Annotated in this window: 11 protein-coding genes and 4 tRNA genes; all 15 read right to left on the bottom strand. The window is 59.2% G+C overall.

Going from position 1 to position 16873, the window contains the following annotated elements:
* Positions 1-74: 74 nt before the first annotated feature.
* Entirely contained in the window at positions 75-455 is a 381-nt protein-coding gene (rpsL, locus tag HV770_RS27065; protein ID WP_006998493.1) for a 30S ribosomal protein S12, read from the bottom strand.
* Positions 456-676: 221 nt separating this feature from the next.
* On the bottom strand, positions 677-2524 hold the full coding sequence (gene recQ / locus HV770_RS27060) for a DNA helicase RecQ (RefSeq protein WP_175164669.1): 1848 nt from the start codon (positions 2522-2524) through the stop codon (positions 677-679).
* 201 nt (positions 2525-2725) lie between these two features.
* Positions 2726-6964, bottom strand: a complete 4239-nt coding sequence (gene rpoC / locus HV770_RS27055; protein WP_121315901.1) for a DNA-directed RNA polymerase subunit beta' — start codon at positions 6962-6964, stop codon at positions 2726-2728.
* Between the two features lie 21 nt (positions 6965-6985).
* A complete protein-coding gene (gene rpoB / locus HV770_RS27050; protein ID WP_175164668.1) occupies positions 6986-11092 on the bottom strand; it encodes a DNA-directed RNA polymerase subunit beta in 4107 nt (1368 codons plus the stop codon).
* Between the two features lie 369 nt (positions 11093-11461).
* Positions 11462-11836, bottom strand: coding sequence for a 50S ribosomal protein L7/L12 (gene rplL / locus HV770_RS27045; protein ID WP_121315903.1), 375 nt, complete (start codon positions 11834-11836; stop codon positions 11462-11464).
* Between the two features lie 63 nt (positions 11837-11899).
* On the bottom strand, positions 11900-12403 hold the full coding sequence (gene rplJ / locus HV770_RS27040; RefSeq protein WP_042329779.1) for a 50S ribosomal protein L10: 504 nt from the start codon (positions 12401-12403) through the stop codon (positions 11900-11902).
* A 302-nt stretch (positions 12404-12705) separates the two neighbouring features.
* Entirely contained in the window at positions 12706-13404 is a 699-nt protein-coding gene (gene rplA / locus HV770_RS27035; RefSeq protein WP_175164667.1) for a 50S ribosomal protein L1, read from the bottom strand.
* Positions 13405-13836, bottom strand: coding sequence for a 50S ribosomal protein L11 (rplK, locus tag HV770_RS27030; RefSeq protein WP_042329781.1), 432 nt, complete (start codon positions 13834-13836; stop codon positions 13405-13407). It abuts the gene before it with no gap.
* A gap of 164 nt (positions 13837-14000) precedes the next feature.
* The gene (nusG, locus tag HV770_RS27025; protein WP_007180147.1) at positions 14001-14558 is read right to left on the bottom strand and encodes a transcription termination/antitermination protein NusG; all 558 of its coding nucleotides are present in this window, start codon (positions 14556-14558) and stop codon (positions 14001-14003) included.
* Position 14559: 1 nt separating this feature from the next.
* Positions 14560-14940, bottom strand: a complete 381-nt coding sequence (gene secE, locus HV770_RS27020) for a preprotein translocase subunit SecE (protein WP_175164666.1) — start codon at positions 14938-14940, stop codon at positions 14560-14562.
* Between the two features lie 36 nt (positions 14941-14976).
* Positions 14977-15052, bottom strand: a tRNA-Trp gene (locus HV770_RS27015).
* A 64-nt stretch (positions 15053-15116) separates the two neighbouring features.
* Positions 15117-16307 (bottom strand): elongation factor Tu, encoded by a 1191-nt coding sequence (gene tuf, locus HV770_RS27010; protein WP_121315898.1) that lies wholly within the window; start codon positions 16305-16307, stop codon positions 15117-15119.
* A 63-nt stretch (positions 16308-16370) separates the two neighbouring features.
* A tRNA-Thr gene (locus tag HV770_RS27005) sits at positions 16371-16445 on the bottom strand.
* A 16-nt stretch (positions 16446-16461) separates the two neighbouring features.
* Positions 16462-16535, bottom strand: a tRNA-Gly gene (locus tag HV770_RS27000).
* Positions 16536-16576: 41 nt separating this feature from the next.
* Positions 16577-16662: transfer RNA gene (locus tag HV770_RS26995), tRNA-Tyr, on the bottom strand.
* Between the last annotated feature and the right edge of the window lie 211 nt (positions 16663-16873).

Here is a 16873-nt window from a genome sequence, read left to right as displayed (position 1 = left end):
GACAGCACCGGCGATTCCGGCACCACCGCTATTACCGCCTTTGCAGGCGACCTGAAACTACTAAACCGGCTAGATTACTTGCCAGCCTTGGCACGCTTCGCACCGTACTTCGAGCGAGCCTGCTTACGATCCTTGACGCCCTGGGTATCCAGCGAGCCGCGAACCATGTGGTAACGCACACCCGGCAAGTCCTTCACACGGCCGCCGCGAATCAGCACGACCGAGTGTTCCTGCAGGTTGTGGCCTTCACCACCGATGTACGAAATAACTTCGAAGCCGTTCGTCAGACGAACCTTGGCAACCTTACGCAGTGCCGAGTTAGGCTTCTTCGGCGTCGTGGTGTACACACGGGTGCACACACCGCGACGCTGGGGGCAGTCCTGCAAAGCCGGGCTCTTGCTCTTCGTCGTTTCCGACGCGCGGCCTTTGCGAACCAGTTGATTGATGGTTGGCATTGTTTATTCCTGAAATTGAACAAAATCGACGCATCTGTTTCCGGGCAAAGCAGAAACGATTGCGCATCGAACTTCCGGATGGGCTGTCAGTGCGTGAATTGGCTTCGCGCGCAGGCACTCCAAGAACCGGAACCTAGCATAATATTCCGAAAATACTAAGGGAGTCAACAGGTTGCGATGTTTCGCACCCCTGTCGACCTTCCGTCGCATTGACGGAACGCTCAATCGGCGGCAACGACTTCCAACAACTCGTCGCCGAAACGGTCGAGTTTACGGGCGCCCATGCCCGGAATACCGCGCAAATCCTCAATGGAACCGGGGCCGTTACGGGCAATTTCCGCCAGCGTCGCATCGTGGAAGATCACATAAGCCGGCACGCCGTCGCTTTTCGCCGTTTCGGTGCGCCACGTGCGCAAACGCTCCCAGCGGGCGCGTTCGCGCGGCCCCATGCCGATCGTCGGATCGGCACGCTCGCTGGTGCGTCCGGACGACTGGCGCGTACGGGTCGGTTTCACATAGCGGCGCATCGTCACGTTCTGCTCGCCCTTGAGCACCGGCTTGCTTGCTTCGGTCAGCACCAGCGAACCAAAACCTTCGTGATCGACCGTCAGATAGCCGAACGCCACCAGCTGGCGAAACACTGCGCGCCACTCCGGCTCGCCAAGCACCGCGCCGATGCCGAACGTGGTGAGCTTTTCGTGGCCGCGCTGCATGATCTTCTCGCTGCGATTGCCGCGCAGGATGTCGATCAGATGCCCGGCGCCAAAATGAAAGCCGCTCGCGCGCTGCGCCCGGAACACACAGGACAGCGCCATCTGCGCCTCGCGCGTCGCATCCCAGGTTGCGGGCGGTTCGAGACAGTTGTCGCAGTTCCCGCACGGCTTGCTGGTTTCGCCAAAGTAAGCGAGCAGCCGGACACGCCGGCAGGTCGCCGCCTCGCACAAACCGAGCAGCGCGTCGAGCTTGCCGGTTTGAACGCGCTTGTGGGCGTCGTCGGCATCGGATTCGTCGATCATCTTGCGTTGCTGTACGACGTCGCCGAGACCGTAGGCCATCCATGCGTTCGCCGGCATGCCGTCGCGACCGGCCCGGCCGGTTTCCTGGTAATAACCTTCGACACTCTTCGGCAAATCCAAGTGCGCCACGAACCGGACGTCCGGTTTGTCGATGCCCATGCCGAACGCGATCGTCGCGCACATCACGATGCCCTCCTCGCGCTGGAACATCTCCTGATGCTTCTGGCGAATCTCGAACTCCATGCCGGCGTGATACGGCAGCGCGCGCATGCCTTTTTCTTTCAGCCACTCCGCTGTTTCTTCAACCTTCCGGCGCGACAGGCAATAGACCACACCGGCGTCAGTGGTGCCGTCCGGCTTCGAATGTTCGGCGCGGATGAAGTCCAGCAATTGCGTGCGCGCATTGTCTTTTTCGACGATGCGATAGCGGATGTTCGGCCGGTCGAAGCTCGACACGAAGATGCGCGCGTCATCGAGCGCCAGACGGTGGATGATTTCGTCGCGCGTGATCGCGTCCGCGGTCGCAGTGAGCGCGATCCGCGGCACGTTCGGGAAGCGCTCGTGCAGCACCGACAACTGAATATATTCGGGGCGGAAATCGTGCCCCCACTGCGATACGCAATGCGCTTCGTCGATTGCGAACAGACCGATACGCGTGCGCTCAAGTAACTCCTGAAAGCGCGGCGTCATCAGGCGTTCCGGCGCGACGTAAAGCAGGTCGATCTCGCCGTCGCGCAGCGCGCGCTCGGTGGCCATCGCCTCGGCGCTCGACAGCGTCGAGTTCAGATACGCGGCGCGCACACCGACTTCGGTTAGCGCGGCCACCTGATCCTGCATCAGCGCGATCAGTGGCGACACGACGATCCCCGTGCCGAAGCCGCCTTCGCGCCGTACCAGCGACGGAATCTGATAACACAGCGACTTGCCGCCGCCCGTCGGCATCAGCACGAGGCAGTCGCCGCCGCCGGCGACGTGCTCGACAATTTCGCCCTGCTGCCCTCTGAACGCGGGATAACCGAAGACTTCGTTGAGGATTTCGAGCGGACGGGACATGAATTTGAGAGAAGCAGCAAAAGCCGGTGACACGAATTTTACCAACGCATTCGTGCTGCGCCCGCGCTTTGCGACAACCTTAGCCATTCGGCCTACGAATCGACACAAGCGCGTAAAAGAGAGGCGCATAAAAAAAAGCCGCTCAGTCGAAACTGAGCGGCTTCGCTGGCTAGGGCCCCGGGCGGCTTGCGCCGCCGGGACTTACTCGCCTGAGTGCTGCTGTTCGGCGGCCGGCGTTTCCGGCGTACCGAATTCGAACGACTCTTCCGCTGCGATCTGATCGAAACGCTCGCGGTCGGACAGTTCCTTGCTCTTGCGCGCCTTGTGGAACGCGAGACCCGTACCGGCCGGAATCAGGCGGCCGACGATCACGTTTTCCTTCAGACCACGCAGATCGTCGCGCTTGCCCATGATCGCCGCTTCGGTCAGCACGCGAGTCGTTTCCTGGAACGACGCCGCGGAGATGAACGAATCGGTCGACAGCGACGCCTTCGTGATACCGAGCAACACGTTTTCGTACGTTGCCGGACGCTTGTCTTCCGCGATCATACGGTCGTTTTCGTCGAGCATATCCGACCGCTCGACCTGTTCGCCCGGGATGAAACGCGTATCACCGTTGTCCGTAATCTGCACGCGGCGCAGCATCTGACGAACAATCACTTCGATGTGCTTGTCGTTGATCTTCACGCCTTGCAGACGGTACACGTCCTGCACTTCGTCCACGATGTAACGCGACAGCGCTTCGACGCCCTGCAAACGCAGGATGTCGTGCGGATCCGCCGGCCCGTCGACGATCATTTCGCCCTTGTTGACGACTTGACCATCGTGCACCAGAACCTGCTTTTCCTTCGCGATCAGGAATTCGTGCTGGTTGCCCTCGAGGTCCGTGATCACTAGACGCTGCTTGCCCTTCGTGTCCTTACCGAACGACGTCGTACCCGTGACTTCCGCCAGGATACCTGCGTCCTTCGGCGAACGTGCTTCGAACAGTTCCGCCACACGCGGCAGACCGCCGGTAATGTCACGCGTCTTCTGCGATTCGGTCGGGATACGTGCGAGCACTTCGCCCACCTGCACTTGCTGACCATCCTTCACGGTGATCAGAGCGCCGACCTGGAAGCCGATCTGCACCGAGTGCTCGGTGTTCGGGATCTTGACTTCTTCGCCGCTCGCATCGAGCAGTTTGACCTGCGGACGCACCGTCTTCGAGGCTTGCGAACCGCGACGCTTCACGTCGATCACGACCAGCGTGGACAGACCCGTCACATCGTCGATCTGCTTCGCAACGGTCACGCCTTCTTCGACGTTTTCGAACTTCACCGTGCCACCGTACTCGGTGATGATCGGACGCGTCATCGGATCCCACGTCGCCAGTTGCGTGCCGGCCTTGATCTGCGCGCCGTCCAGTTGCAACAGCGTCGCGCCGTACGGCACCTTGTGACGTTCGCGCTCGCGACCGTGGTCGTCGGTGATCATCGCTTCGCCCGAACGCGAGATGACGATCTGCTCGCCCTTCGCGTTGGTAACGTAACGCATCGTCGCCGTGAAACGCACCGTACCGTTCGACTTCGCTTCGACCGACGAAGCCACTGCCGCACGCGATGCCGCACCACCGATGTGGAACGTACGCATCGTGAGCTGCGTGCCCGGTTCACCGATCGACTGCGCCGCGATCACGCCGACTGCTTCACCGACGTTAACCGACGAGCCGCGGCCCAGGTCGCGGCCGTAGCAGGCTGCGCACAGACCGTAACGCGTTTCGCAAGTCAGCGGCGTACGCACGCGCACTTCGTCGATGCCGAGGCGTTCGATTTCTTCGACCGCGTCTTCGTCGAGCAGCGTGCCCGTTTCGTACAGCGTTTCCTGCGATTCCGGATTGACGACGTCAGCCACCGTCACGCGACCGAGAATACGGTCACGCAGCGCTTCGACGACTTCACCGCCTTCGACCAACGCCTTCATCGCGACGCCGTTGGACGTACCGCAATCGTCCTCGACCACCACGAGATCCTGCGTCACGTCGACCAGACGTCGCGTCAGGTAACCCGAGTTCGCCGTCTTCAGTGCCGTATCAGCCAGACCCTTACGCGCACCGTGGGTCGAGATGAAGTACTGCAACACGTTCAGGCCTTCACGGAAGTTCGCCGTAATCGGCGTCTCGATGATCGAGCCGTCCGGCTTCGCCATCAGGCCACGCATACCGGCCAGCTGACGAATCTGAACTGCCGAGCCACGAGCACCCGAGTCCGCCATCATGTAGATGGAGTTGAACGATTCCTGACGCGTTTCGTTGCCGTCTCGGTCCGTGACCGGTTCCGTCGACAGCTGTTCCATCATCGCCTTGCCGACCGCTTCCGACGTTGCCGACCAGATGTCGACCACGTTGTTGTAGCGCTCTTGCGACGTGACGAGACCCGACATGTACTGACGGTCGTATTCCTTCACCTTCTTCGCGGCGTCGCCGACGATGGTTTCCTTCTGCGGCGGCACAAGCATGTCGTCGACGCAGATCGAGATACCAGCGCGCGTTGCCAGACGGAAACCCGACTGCATCAACTGGTCGGCGAAAATCACCGTTTCGCGCAGACCGCACTTGCGGAATGCGGTGTTGATCAGACGCGAGATTTCCTTCTTCTTCAGCGGCTTGTTCAGCACCGAGAACGGCAGACCCGGCGGCAAAATTTCCGACAGGATTGCACGGCCGACGGTCGTCGCGTACAGCGAGATCTTCGGCACGAACGCCGGCGCGCCTTCCGACTTGTCTTCGTTGTGGACCATTTCCGTGATCCGCACGTTGACGCGGGAGGCCAGCTCGACTTCCTTGTTCTCGTATGCACGCAGCGCTTCCGAGACACCCGTGAACGTCAGGCCTTCGCCCTTGCCGTTCACGGCTTCGCGAGTCGCGTAGTACAGGCCGAGCACGATATCCTGCGACGGCACGATCGACGGATCGCCGTTGGCCGGGAACAGGACGTTGTTCGACGCCAGCATCAGCGTGCGCGCTTCCATCTGCGCTTCCAGCGACAACGGCACGTGAACAGCCATCTGGTCACCGTCGAAGTCGGCGTTGAACGCCGCGCAAACGAGCGGGTGCAGCTGGATTGCCTTCCCTTCGATCAGCACCGGCTCGAAAGCCTGAATGCCAAGACGGTGCAGCGTCGGCGCACGGTTCAGCATGACCGGATGCTCGCGGATCACCTCTTCCAGGATGTCCCACACCACCGGCGTCTGGTTCTCGACTTCCTTCTTCGCAGCCTTGATGGTGGTAGCGACACCCATCACTTCGAGCTTGTTGAAGATGAACGGCTTGAACAGTTCGAGCGCCATCAGCTTCGGCAGACCGCACTGATGCAGCTTGAGCGTCGGGCCGACCACGATCACCGAACGGCCCGAGTAGTCCACGCGCTTACCGAGCAAGTTCTGACGGAAACGACCCCCCTTACCCTTGATCATGTCAGCGAGCGACTTCAGCGGACGCTTGTTCGCGCCGGTCATCGCCTTACCGCGACGGCCATTGTCGAGCAGCGAATCGACGGCTTCCTGCAGCATCCGCTTTTCGTTGCGGACGATGATTTCAGGCGCCTTCAGCTCGAGCAGACGCTTCAACCGGTTGTTACGGTTGATCACGCGGCGATACAGGTCGTTCAGGTCCGACGTCGCGAAGCGGCCACCATCCAGCGGCACCAGCGGACGAAGTTCCGGCGGCAGCACTGGCAGCACTTCGAGCACCATCCAGTCAGGCTTGATGCCCGAACGCTGGAAAGCCTCGAGCACCTTCAGGCGCTTCGCGTACTTCTTGATCTTCGCTTCCGAACCCGTGTTCTTGAGTTCGGTGCGGAGCATCTCGACCTGTTCGTCGATGTTGATCGCGCGCAGCAACTCGCGAACGCCTTCCGCGCCCATCTCGGCACGGAATTCGTCACCGTATTCTTCGACCTTGTTGTAGTAATCCTCTTCGGTCATGATCTGCCGCGCTTTCAGCGGCGTCATGCCCGGATCGATCACCACATATGCTTCGAAGTACAGCACGCGTTCAATGTCGCGCAGCGTCATGTCGAGCACCATGCCCAGACGCGACGGCAGCGACTTCAGGAACCAGATGTGCGCGACCGGCGAGGCCAGTTCGATGTGGCCCATCCGTTCGCGACGCACCTTCGCCAGCGTCACTTCGACGCCGCACTTCTCGCAGATCACGCCACGGTGCTTCAGGCGCTTGTACTTACCGCAAAGGCATTCGTAGTCCTTGATCGGACCAAAAATCTTCGCGCAGAACAGACCATCGCGCTCCGGCTTGAACGTCCGGTAGTTGATGGTTTCCGGCTTCTTCACTTCACCGAACGACCACGAACGGATCTTGTCCGGCGAGGCCAGACCGATCTTGATCGCGTCAAAAACTTCAGGTTGTTGGACTTGCTTGAATAGATCGAGCAAAGCTTTCATCGCTTCTCTCCAGTAGTCCGATTAGTTGCGGTCGAGGTCGATGTCGATACCGAGCGAGCGGATTTCCTTCACCAACACGTTGAAGGATTCCGGCATGCCTGCATCGATCACGTGATCGCCCTTGACCAGGTTCTCGTATACCTTGGTCCGGCCTGTCACGTCGTCCGACTTCACCGTCAGCATTTCCTGCAGCACGTACGATGCGCCGTACGCTTCGAGCGCCCACACTTCCATTTCACCGAAACGCTGGCCACCGAACTGCGCCTTACCGCCCAACGGCTGCTGCGTCACGAGCGAGTACGGGCCCGTGGAACGCGCGTGCATCTTGTCGTCGACCAAGTGGTGCAGCTTCAGGTAGTGCATGTAGCCGACCGTCACCGTACGTTCGAACATCTCGCCCGTGCGGCCGTCGTACAGACGAACCTGATTCTTCGACGGCGTCATGCCGAGGTTCTTCGCGATGTCGTCCGGGAATGCCAGATCCAGCGCGCGCGACATTTCTTCTTCCGTCGCACCGTCGAACACCGGCGTTGCAAACGGCACGCCTTCGCGCAGGTTCTTTGCCAGTTCGACGATTTCGTCGTCGGTGAAGCTGTCCAGCTCTTCAGCACGGCCCGACTCGTTGTAGATCTTGGTCAGGAATTCGCGCAGTTCAGCAATCTTCGCCTGACGCTGCAGCATTTCGCCGATACGCCAGCCCAGACCCTTCGCGGCCCAACCCAGATGTACTTCGAGAACCTGACCCACGTTCATCCGCGACGGCACGCCGAGCGGGTTCAGAACGACGTCAGCCGGACGGCCGTCGGCCATATACGGCATATCTTCGATCGGAACGATCTTCGACACCACACCCTTGTTACCGTGACGGCCGGCCATCTTGTCGCCAGGCTGCAGACGACGCTTGACGGCCAGGTACACCTTGACCATCTTCAGCACGCCCGGCGGCAGTTCGTCGCCCTGCGTGAGCTTCTTGCGCTTTTCTTCGAACGCCAGATCGAACTGGTGACGCTTTTCTTCGATCGAGTTCTTGATCGCTTCGAGCTGCGCCGCTGCTTCTTCGTCCGCGAGGCGGATGTCGAACCAGTGGTAGTGGTCGAGATCTTCCAGGTAAGCCTGTTCGATCTTCGTGCCCTTCGCGAGCTTCTTCGGACCGCCGTTCGCGACCTTGCCGTCGAGCATGCGTGCGAGACGCTGGAACGCGTCGCCTTCCACGATGCGCAGCTGGTCGTTCAGGTCGAGGCGATAGCGCTTCAGTTCATCGTCGATGATCTGTTGCGCACGCTTGTCGCGCTGAATGCCTTCACGCGTGAACACTTGAACGTCGATCACCGTGCCGCTCATGCCCGACGGCACGCGCAGCGACGTGTCCTTCACGTCCGAAGCCTTCTCGCCGAAGATCGCGCGCAGCAGCTTTTCTTCTGGCGTCAGCTGGGTTTCGCCCTTCGGCGTGACCTTACCGACCAGCACGTCGCCCGCTTCGACTTCCGCGCCGATGTACACGATGCCCGACTCGTCGAGACGGCCAAGCTGCACTTCCGCGAGGTTCGAAATGTCGCGCGTGATTTCTTCCGGTCCGAGCTTCGTGTCGCGAGCCACGACATTCAGTTCTTCGATGTGGATCGACGTGTAGCGGTCGTCAGCAACCACCTTCTCCGAGATCAAAATCGAGTCTTCGAAGTTGTAGCCGTTCCACGGCATGAACGCGATCAGCATGTTCTGGCCGAGCGCGAGCTCACCCAGATCAGTCGATGCGCCGTCAGCTAGCACGTCGCCGCGCGCAACCTTATCGCCCATCTTCACGATCGGACGCTGGTTGATGTTCGTGTTCTGGTTCGAACGCGTGTACTTGATCAGGTTGTAGATGTCCACACCGACATCGCCCGCAACCGCTTCGTCGTCGTTCACGCGAATCACGATACGGCCTGCGTCGACGTAATCGACCACACCGCCGCGGAATGCCTGAACCGTCGTACCCGAGTCGACAGCCACGGTGCGTTCGATACCCGTACCGACCACGGCCTTTTCAGGACGCAGACACGGCACAGCCTGACGCTGCATGTTCGAACCCATCAATGCGCGGTTCGCGTCATCGTGCTCGAGGAACGGAATCAGCGATGCTGCAACCGACACGATCTGCGACGGCGCCACGTCCATGTACTGGATGCGATCCGGCGTGACCATCAGCGTTTCGCCGGCTTCACGCGACGACACCAGTTCGTCGGTCAGCGAGCCGTCGGCAGCCACCGCCGCGTTCGCCTGAGCGATCACGTAACGGCCTTCTTCGATCGCCGACAGGTAATCGATCTGATCGGTGACCTTGCTGCCCACGACCTTGCGGTACGGCGTTTCGAGGAAGCCGTATTCGTTCAGGTGCGCGTACAGAGCCAGCGAGTTGATCAGGCCGATGTTCGGACCTTCCGGTGTTTCAATCGGGCACACACGACCGTAGTGAGTCGGGTGCACGTCGCGGACTTCAAAGCCAGCGCGCTCACGCGTCAAACCGCCCGGGCCAAGTGCCGAAACACGGCGCTTGTGGGTGATTTCCGACAGCGGATTCGTTTGGTCCATGAACTGCGACAGCTGCGACGAACCGAAGAACTCGCGAATCGCCGACGAAATCGGCTTCGAGTTGATCAGATCGTGCGGCATCAGGTTTTCGCTTTCGGCCTGGCCGAGGCGTTCCTTCACCGCACGTTCGACACGCACGAGACCTGCACGGAACTGGTTTTCCGCCAGTTCGCCGACGCAACGCACACGGCGATTGCCCAAGTGGTCGATGTCGTCCACTTCGCCCTTGCCGTTACGCAGTTCGACCAGGATCTTGATCGTGGCGAGGATGTCGTCGTCTTGCAACGTCATCGGACCGACGATTTCGTCGCGACCCACGCGACGATTGAACTTCATACGACCCACCTTGGACAGGTCGTATGCGTCTTCGCTGTAGAACAGACGGTTGAACAGCGCCTCGACCGCTTCTTCGGTCGGCGGTTCGCCCGGACGCATCATGCGGTAGATCGCGATGCGAGCGGCCATCTTGTCCGCGGTTTCGTCGATACGCAGGGTCGACGAGATGTACGGACCTTGATCCAGATCGTTCGTGTAGAGCGTCTGGATGTCTTTGATCTTCGCTTCGCGCAGCTTCTCGAGGACGGTTTCGGTGATTTCGTCGTTCGCGTTGGCGATGACTTCACCGGTGTCGCCATCGACGACGTTCTTCGCCAGCACGCGGCCGAGCAGATAGTCTTCCGGGACCGAGATGAACTTGGTCTTCGCGTTGTCGAGGTCGCGAATGTGCTTCGCGTTGATCCGCTTGTCCTTCTGAACGATCACGTTGCCGTCGCGGTCCGAGATGTCGAAGCGCGCGACTTCGCCACGCAGACGCTCCGGCACGAATTCCATCTGCGCGCCTTCCGGCATCAGCGTGAAATTGTCGAACACGAAGAAGTTTGCGAGGATCTGCTCCGGCGTGAGGCCGATTGCCTTCAACAGGATCGTGACCGGCATCTTGCGGCGACGGTCGACGCGGAAATACAGCACGTCCTTCGGGTCGAACTCGAAGTCGAGCCACGAACCGCGGTAAGGAATGATACGAGCGGAGAACAGGAGCTTGCCCGAGCTGTGCGTCTTGCCCTTGTCGTGTTCAAAGAACACGCCCGGCGAACGGTGCAGCTGCGAAACAATCACACGTTCCGTGCCGTTGATGACGAACGAACCGGTCGGCGTCATGAGCGGAATTTCGCCCATGTACACTTCCTGTTCCTTCACTTCCTTGACGACCGGCTTGCTCGGCGATTCCTTGTCGAGCAGCACCAGGCGTACTTTCGCGCGCAGGGCCGAGCAGTACGTCAAACCGCGCTGCTGACATTCCTTGATATTGAATGCTGGCGGCGACAGCATGTAGCTGACAAACTCGAGACGAGCGAACCCGTTATGCGAAACGATCGGGAAAACGGAGGTAAACGCAGCCTGCAGGCCTTCCGGCTTGCGTTGCGTAGACGACGTGTCTGCTTGCAGAAACGTGCTGAATGATTCAAGCTGGGTAGCCAGCAGGAAAGGTACTTGGTGAACGATGGGGCGCTTCGCAAAACTCTTGCGAATACGCTTCTTCTCGGTGAAGGAATATTGCATACGATCTCCGAATCACGGCGGGCATTGTTGTCGAGGCAGGATACCTTGATGAGACAACCCGAGTGTTCACCGACTGAGACCCGATGGCCGTCCGATGGCTTGAACGAGCCTAGAAGCTTGGTGGTTGGCCGCTACCAACCGCTGGCTGACGGCAGCGGATGCCTATGTTGCCCGCTACCCGACCAAACTTGCCTTCTGCAGTCGCTTCAGAAGACAAAGAAAAACGCCGGTCAATATTACCGAAGGGCGGTTTTCTTTGGCTTCTGGGAGTCTCGTTTCTACCGAAACGGTCTTTAAAAACGCGGCTCCCACAAAGCACAAAAAGGCCGGCGGTGGAAAACCGCCAGCCTTCGCACAGCGCGCTGAAACTTACTTGATTTCAGCCTTCGCGCCGGCTTCTTCCAACTTCTTCTTGGCTTCTTCAGCAGCAGCCTTCGGTACCGATTCCTTAACAGGCTTCGGAGCACCGTCGACCAGGTCCTTCGCTTCCTTCAGGCCGAGACCCGTCAGTTCACGGACAGCTTTAATGACGGAAACCTTGTTGGCGCCGACTTCAACCAGGTTGACCGTGAATTCGGTCTGCTCTTCAGCAGCAGCAGCAGCGCCGCCGCCTGCCGGGCCTGCCACTGCAACAGCAGCTGCCGACACGCCAAACTTTTCTTCGAACGCCTTAACCAGCTCGTTCAGTTCCAGAACCGACATCGAGCCTACGGCTTCGAGGATGTCTTCTTTTGCGATTGCCATTTGAAATACTCCTAAATTGAATTCGGATACAGCCAGCGATCAATCACGCTCGGCTGAAGTCCGTTACGCAGCGGTTTCTTCGCCTTGTTTCTTTTCTGCCAGCGCGGCCAAAGCGCGCGCAAAGCCGGAAACAGGTGCTTGCATAACGTACAACAGCTTGGAGAGCAGTTCTTCGCGGCTCGGGATGTTTGCCAGCGCTTGCACGCCAGCTTTGTCCATCACCTTGCCTTCGTAGGAACCAGCCTTGATGACCAACTTGTCATTGCCCTTGCTGAAGTCGTTGACGACCTTAGCAGCAGCAATTGCATCTTCCGAGATGCCGTAGATCAGGGGGCCAGTCATCTGCTCTGCCAGCGGAGCAAACGGGGTACCTTCGACAGCGCGACGCGCCAGCGTGTTTTTCAACACGCGAAGGTAAACCTGTTGCTCACGCGCTTTCGCGCGCAGCTTGGTCAGATCGCCAACCGCGATTCCACGATACTCAGCCAGAACCACGGTCTGGGCTTTCGCGACTTGCGCGGCAACCTCAGCGACCACAGCCTGCTTGCTTTCTTTGTTGAGTGGCACGGTTAACCTCCAGATTCGATACACACAGCGTGCGCTTTGTGTACCGCGTTCAATAACGGCGTCCGACCAGTCAGGAGTATTTCGACCGCCCGACACTCGCATTGCTGCGGACATCAGCCGGCTTCATCACTACAAAACCTTTTCGGGTTCGCCATCTGCGTTGGCTTGACATTAAGGACTCGCCTACCTGCTGCTTGCCCGCCAACGGTCTTTGACAACCGGCTGTGCGATGCAGACTGCCACCTCACAACCGCCCAAAGCCCATAAAACCGCCCCGACTTACGTCAAGGCGATGAAATTTATTATTGTGCCGCGAGCGATGTCTGGTCGACGCGAACGCCAACACCCATCGTGCTCGACACTGCGACCTTACGCAGGTAGACACCCTTGCTCGTTGCCGGCTTCGCCTTTTGCAGGGCTTCGACCAGCGCGCTCAGGTTGCTACGCAGAGCCGTCGGCTCAAACGAAGCACGGCCGATGGTCGCGTGGATGATACCGGCCTTGTCGACACGGAATTGCACCTGGCCAGCCTTGGCGTTCTTGACTGCAGTCGCGACGTCCGGCGTAACCGTACCGACCTTCGGGTTCGGCATCAGGCCGCGGGGGCCGAGAATCTGACCCAGCGTACCGACGACACGCATCGTGTCCGGCGAAGCGATCACGATGTCGAAGTCCAGCTTGCCAGCCTTGACCTGTTCCGCCAGGTCTTCCATACCGACGACTTCTGCGCCAGCTGCACGAGCTTGCTCGGCCTTTTCACCTTGCGCGAACACCGCGACGCGGACCGACTTACCGGTACCAGCCGGCAGCACGACCGAACCACGAACCACTTGATCCGACTTCTTCGCGTCGATGCCAAGTTGCACTGCAACGTCGATCGACTCGTCGAATTTCGCGCTTGCGCATTCCTTGACGATCGACAGAGCTTCGTCGATCGCGTACAGCTTCTGACGATCTACCTTGGCTGCAAAAGCTTGCAGACGCTTCGAAAGCTTAGCCATTTACACGCCCTCCACGGTGATGCCCATCGAGCGGGCGCTACCAGCGATCGTACGAACCGCTGCGTCCAGATCAGCTGCCGTCAGATCGGGCATCTTGGTCTTGGCGATGTCTTCTGCTTGAGCACGGGTGATCTTGCCGACCTTGTCGGTATGCGGCTTGCTCGAGCCCTTGTCGATCTTCGCAGCCTTTTTGATCAGCACCGTAGCCGGCGGCGTTTTCAGGACAAACGTGAAGCTCTTGTCAGCAAACGCGGTGATCACGACCGGAATCGGCAGGCCCGGTTCCATGGCTTGAGTCTGCGCGTTGAACGCCTTGCAGAACTCCATGATGTTCAGGCCGCGTTGGCCCAGTGCCGGACCGACCGGCGGCGACGGGTTGGCTTTACCTGCAGGAATCTGCAGCTTGATAAAGCCGATGATCTTCTTTGCCATGTTGAAAACCTCTTTGGAACGTTGCAGGAATACATGCGAACGTTCAGTGAGTAGTAGCGCGCGTTCGCCAAAAATCGACTACTGACGCTCCTCAACGACCTTAGCGCGGGCCGTAAGCGCGAAATACGGGGTGCACCGATCGGCGCACCCCGTAGAATTCTGCATTACAACTTTTCGACCTGGCCGAATTCCAGCTCGACCGGCGTTGCGCGGCCGAAGATTGTGACGGAAACACGGACGCGGGACTTTTCGTAGTTCACTTCTTCGACGCTGCCGTTGAAATCCGTGAAAGGACCATCCTTCACCCGGACCATTTCGCCAACTTCGAACAGGGTCTTCGGGCGCGGCTTTTCCACGCCTTCCTGCATTTGCGACATGATCTTCTCGACTTCCCGCGGGGAAATCGGGCTCGGACGATTTCGCGCACCGCCAACGAAACCGGTCACCTTAGCCGTGTTCTTCACTAGGTGCCACGTTTCGTCTGTCATTTCCATTTCCACAAGCACGTAGCCCGGGAAGAAACGGCGTTCGGTCACCGATTTGTGACCACCCTTTACCTCGACCACTTCTTCAGTCGGAACGAGGATTTGACCAAACTGATCTTGCATGCCAGCACGTTCGATGCGCTCTTGAAGCGCACGTTGCACGCTCTTCTCCATACCGGAGTAGGCGTGCACCACATACCAACGCTTGCCACTCGGAGATGCCGGAGTATCGCTCATATCATTTCCAACCCAGAATCACCGAGAAAATCGCCCATTCGATGGATTTATCACTAACCCAAAGAAAAATTGCCATGACGAACACGAAGCCGAAAACTACGAGCGTTGTCTGGGTAGCCTCTTTACGAGTAGGCCAAACAACCTTACGGACTTCCTTGTACGAATCTTTGGCGAAAGCGATAAAACCCTTGCCAGGCGCGGAGAGAAGACCGACCACAACACCCGCGATCGCACCAACAGCCAAGGCAGCTCCGCGGATGTACCATTCCTGACCATTGAGCCAGAAGAACCCCACGAACCCGGCCAAGACCAACAATACGCCTGCAACGAGCATCAACTTGTCGCCGGATGTATTTACAGTTTCGACGGAAGGATTCGCCATAACACCTTAACGAAGCGCCATACACGACGCAAGAGTTGGCAGGGGCAGAGGGAATCGAACCCCCAACCTTCGGTTTTGGAGACCGACGCTCTGCCAGTTGAGCTATGCCCCTAAACCATTTGGGGTTGACGACACCGCCAACCCCGAAACCACCGATCAACGAGAACGATCTGGCGTTACTCGAGAATCTTGGCAACCACACCCGCGCCGACCGTACGGCCGCCTTCGCGAATGGCGAAACGCAGACCTTCTTCCATCGCGATCGGGTTGATCAGCTTCACCGTGATCGACACGTTGTCGCCCGGCATGACCATTTCCTTGTCCTTCGGCAACTCGATCGAGCCCGTCACGTCCGTCGTACGGAAGTAGAACTGCGGACGATAGTTGTTGAAGAACGGCGTGTGACGGCCACCTTCGTCCTTGCTCAGCACGTACACTTCAGCCGTGAAGTGCGTGTGCGGGTTGATCGAACCCGGCTTCGCCAGAACCTGGCCACGCTCCACGTCTTCACGCTTCGTGCCACGCAGCAGGATACCCACGTTGTCGCCTGCCTGACCCTGGTCGAGCAGCTTGCGGAACATTTCCACGCCCGTGCAGGTCGTCTTCACCGTCGGCTTGATACCGACGATTTCGATTTCTTCGCCGACCTTGACGATGCCGCGCTCAACGCGACCCGTCACCACCGTGCCGCGACCCGAGATCGAGAACACGTCTTCCACCGGCATCAGGAACGAACCGTCAACCGCGCGCTCCGGCGTCGGGATGTACGTGTCCAGCGCGTCGGCCAGGCTCATGATCGCCACTTCGCCCAGCTCGCCCTTGTCGCCTTCCAGCGCCAGCTTGGCCGAACCCTTGATGATCGGCGTGTCGTCGCCCGGGAAGTCGTACTTCGACAGAAGTTCGCGAACTTCCATCTCGACCAGCTCCAGCAGCTCAGCGTCGTCCACCATGTCGCACTTGTTCAGGAACACGATGATGTACGGAACGCCAACCTGACGCGCCAGCAGGATGTGCTCACGCGTTTGCGGCATCGGGCCGTCTGCAGCCGAGCACACCAGGATCGCGCCGTCCATCTGCGCTGCGCCCGTGATCATGTTCTTCACATAGTCAGCGTGGCCCGGGCAGTCGACGTGGGCGTAGTGGCGGTTAGCCGTTTCGTACTCGACGTGTGCCGTGTTGATGGTGATACCACGTGCCTTTTCTTCCGGCGCCGCGTCGATCTGGTCGTATGCCTTCGCTTCGCCGCCAAACTTCTGCGTCAGAACCGTCGTGATCGCTGCCGTCAGCGTGGTCTTGCCGTGGTCAACGTGACCGATCGTGCCGACGTTCACGTGCGGCTTGGTCCGCTCAAACTTACCCTTGGCCATTTTCGACTCCTAAGAGGATTTTTCCGTACGTTGCGCCGGGCGCAAACAATCACCGAGTACTTCTGGTGCCCATGGGCAGGATCGAACTGCCGACCTCTCCCTTACCAAGGGAGTGCTCTACCACTGAGCCACATGGGCGCTACTTCTGTATTGCTGGAGCGGGTGAAGGGAATCGAACCCTCGTCGTAAGCTTGGAAGGCTTCTGCTCTACCATTGAGCTACACCCGCAAGGATGCATGGATTCCCAACAACTGCTACAACTTGCATTCTGGTGGAGGAGGTTGGATTCGAACCAACGTAGGCGTAAGCCAACAGATTTACAGTCTGCCCCCTTTAGCCACTCGGGCACCCCTCCGCAGAGAACTGATGATTATGGGGGAACAACCGCTTGCTGTCAAGACTTGCTTGACTGTTCCAAACCCAAGGCTCTCACTTATATAGTGATCCCAGTCCTTCCGTAAACGCAGAAACCCCACCTTTTTCGGGGTGGGGTTTCTGTTGCTGCTGGGGAGCCTGACGATTACCTACTTTCACACGGGCAATCCGCACTATCATCGGCGTGGAGT

The organism is Paraburkholderia fynbosensis, from assembly GCF_902859935.1.
Classification (GTDB): Bacteria; Pseudomonadota; Gammaproteobacteria; order Burkholderiales; family Burkholderiaceae; genus Paraburkholderia; species Paraburkholderia fynbosensis.
The sequence above is the reverse complement of the archived record's forward strand: the minus strand, read 5'-3'. Positions and strand labels throughout refer to the sequence as shown.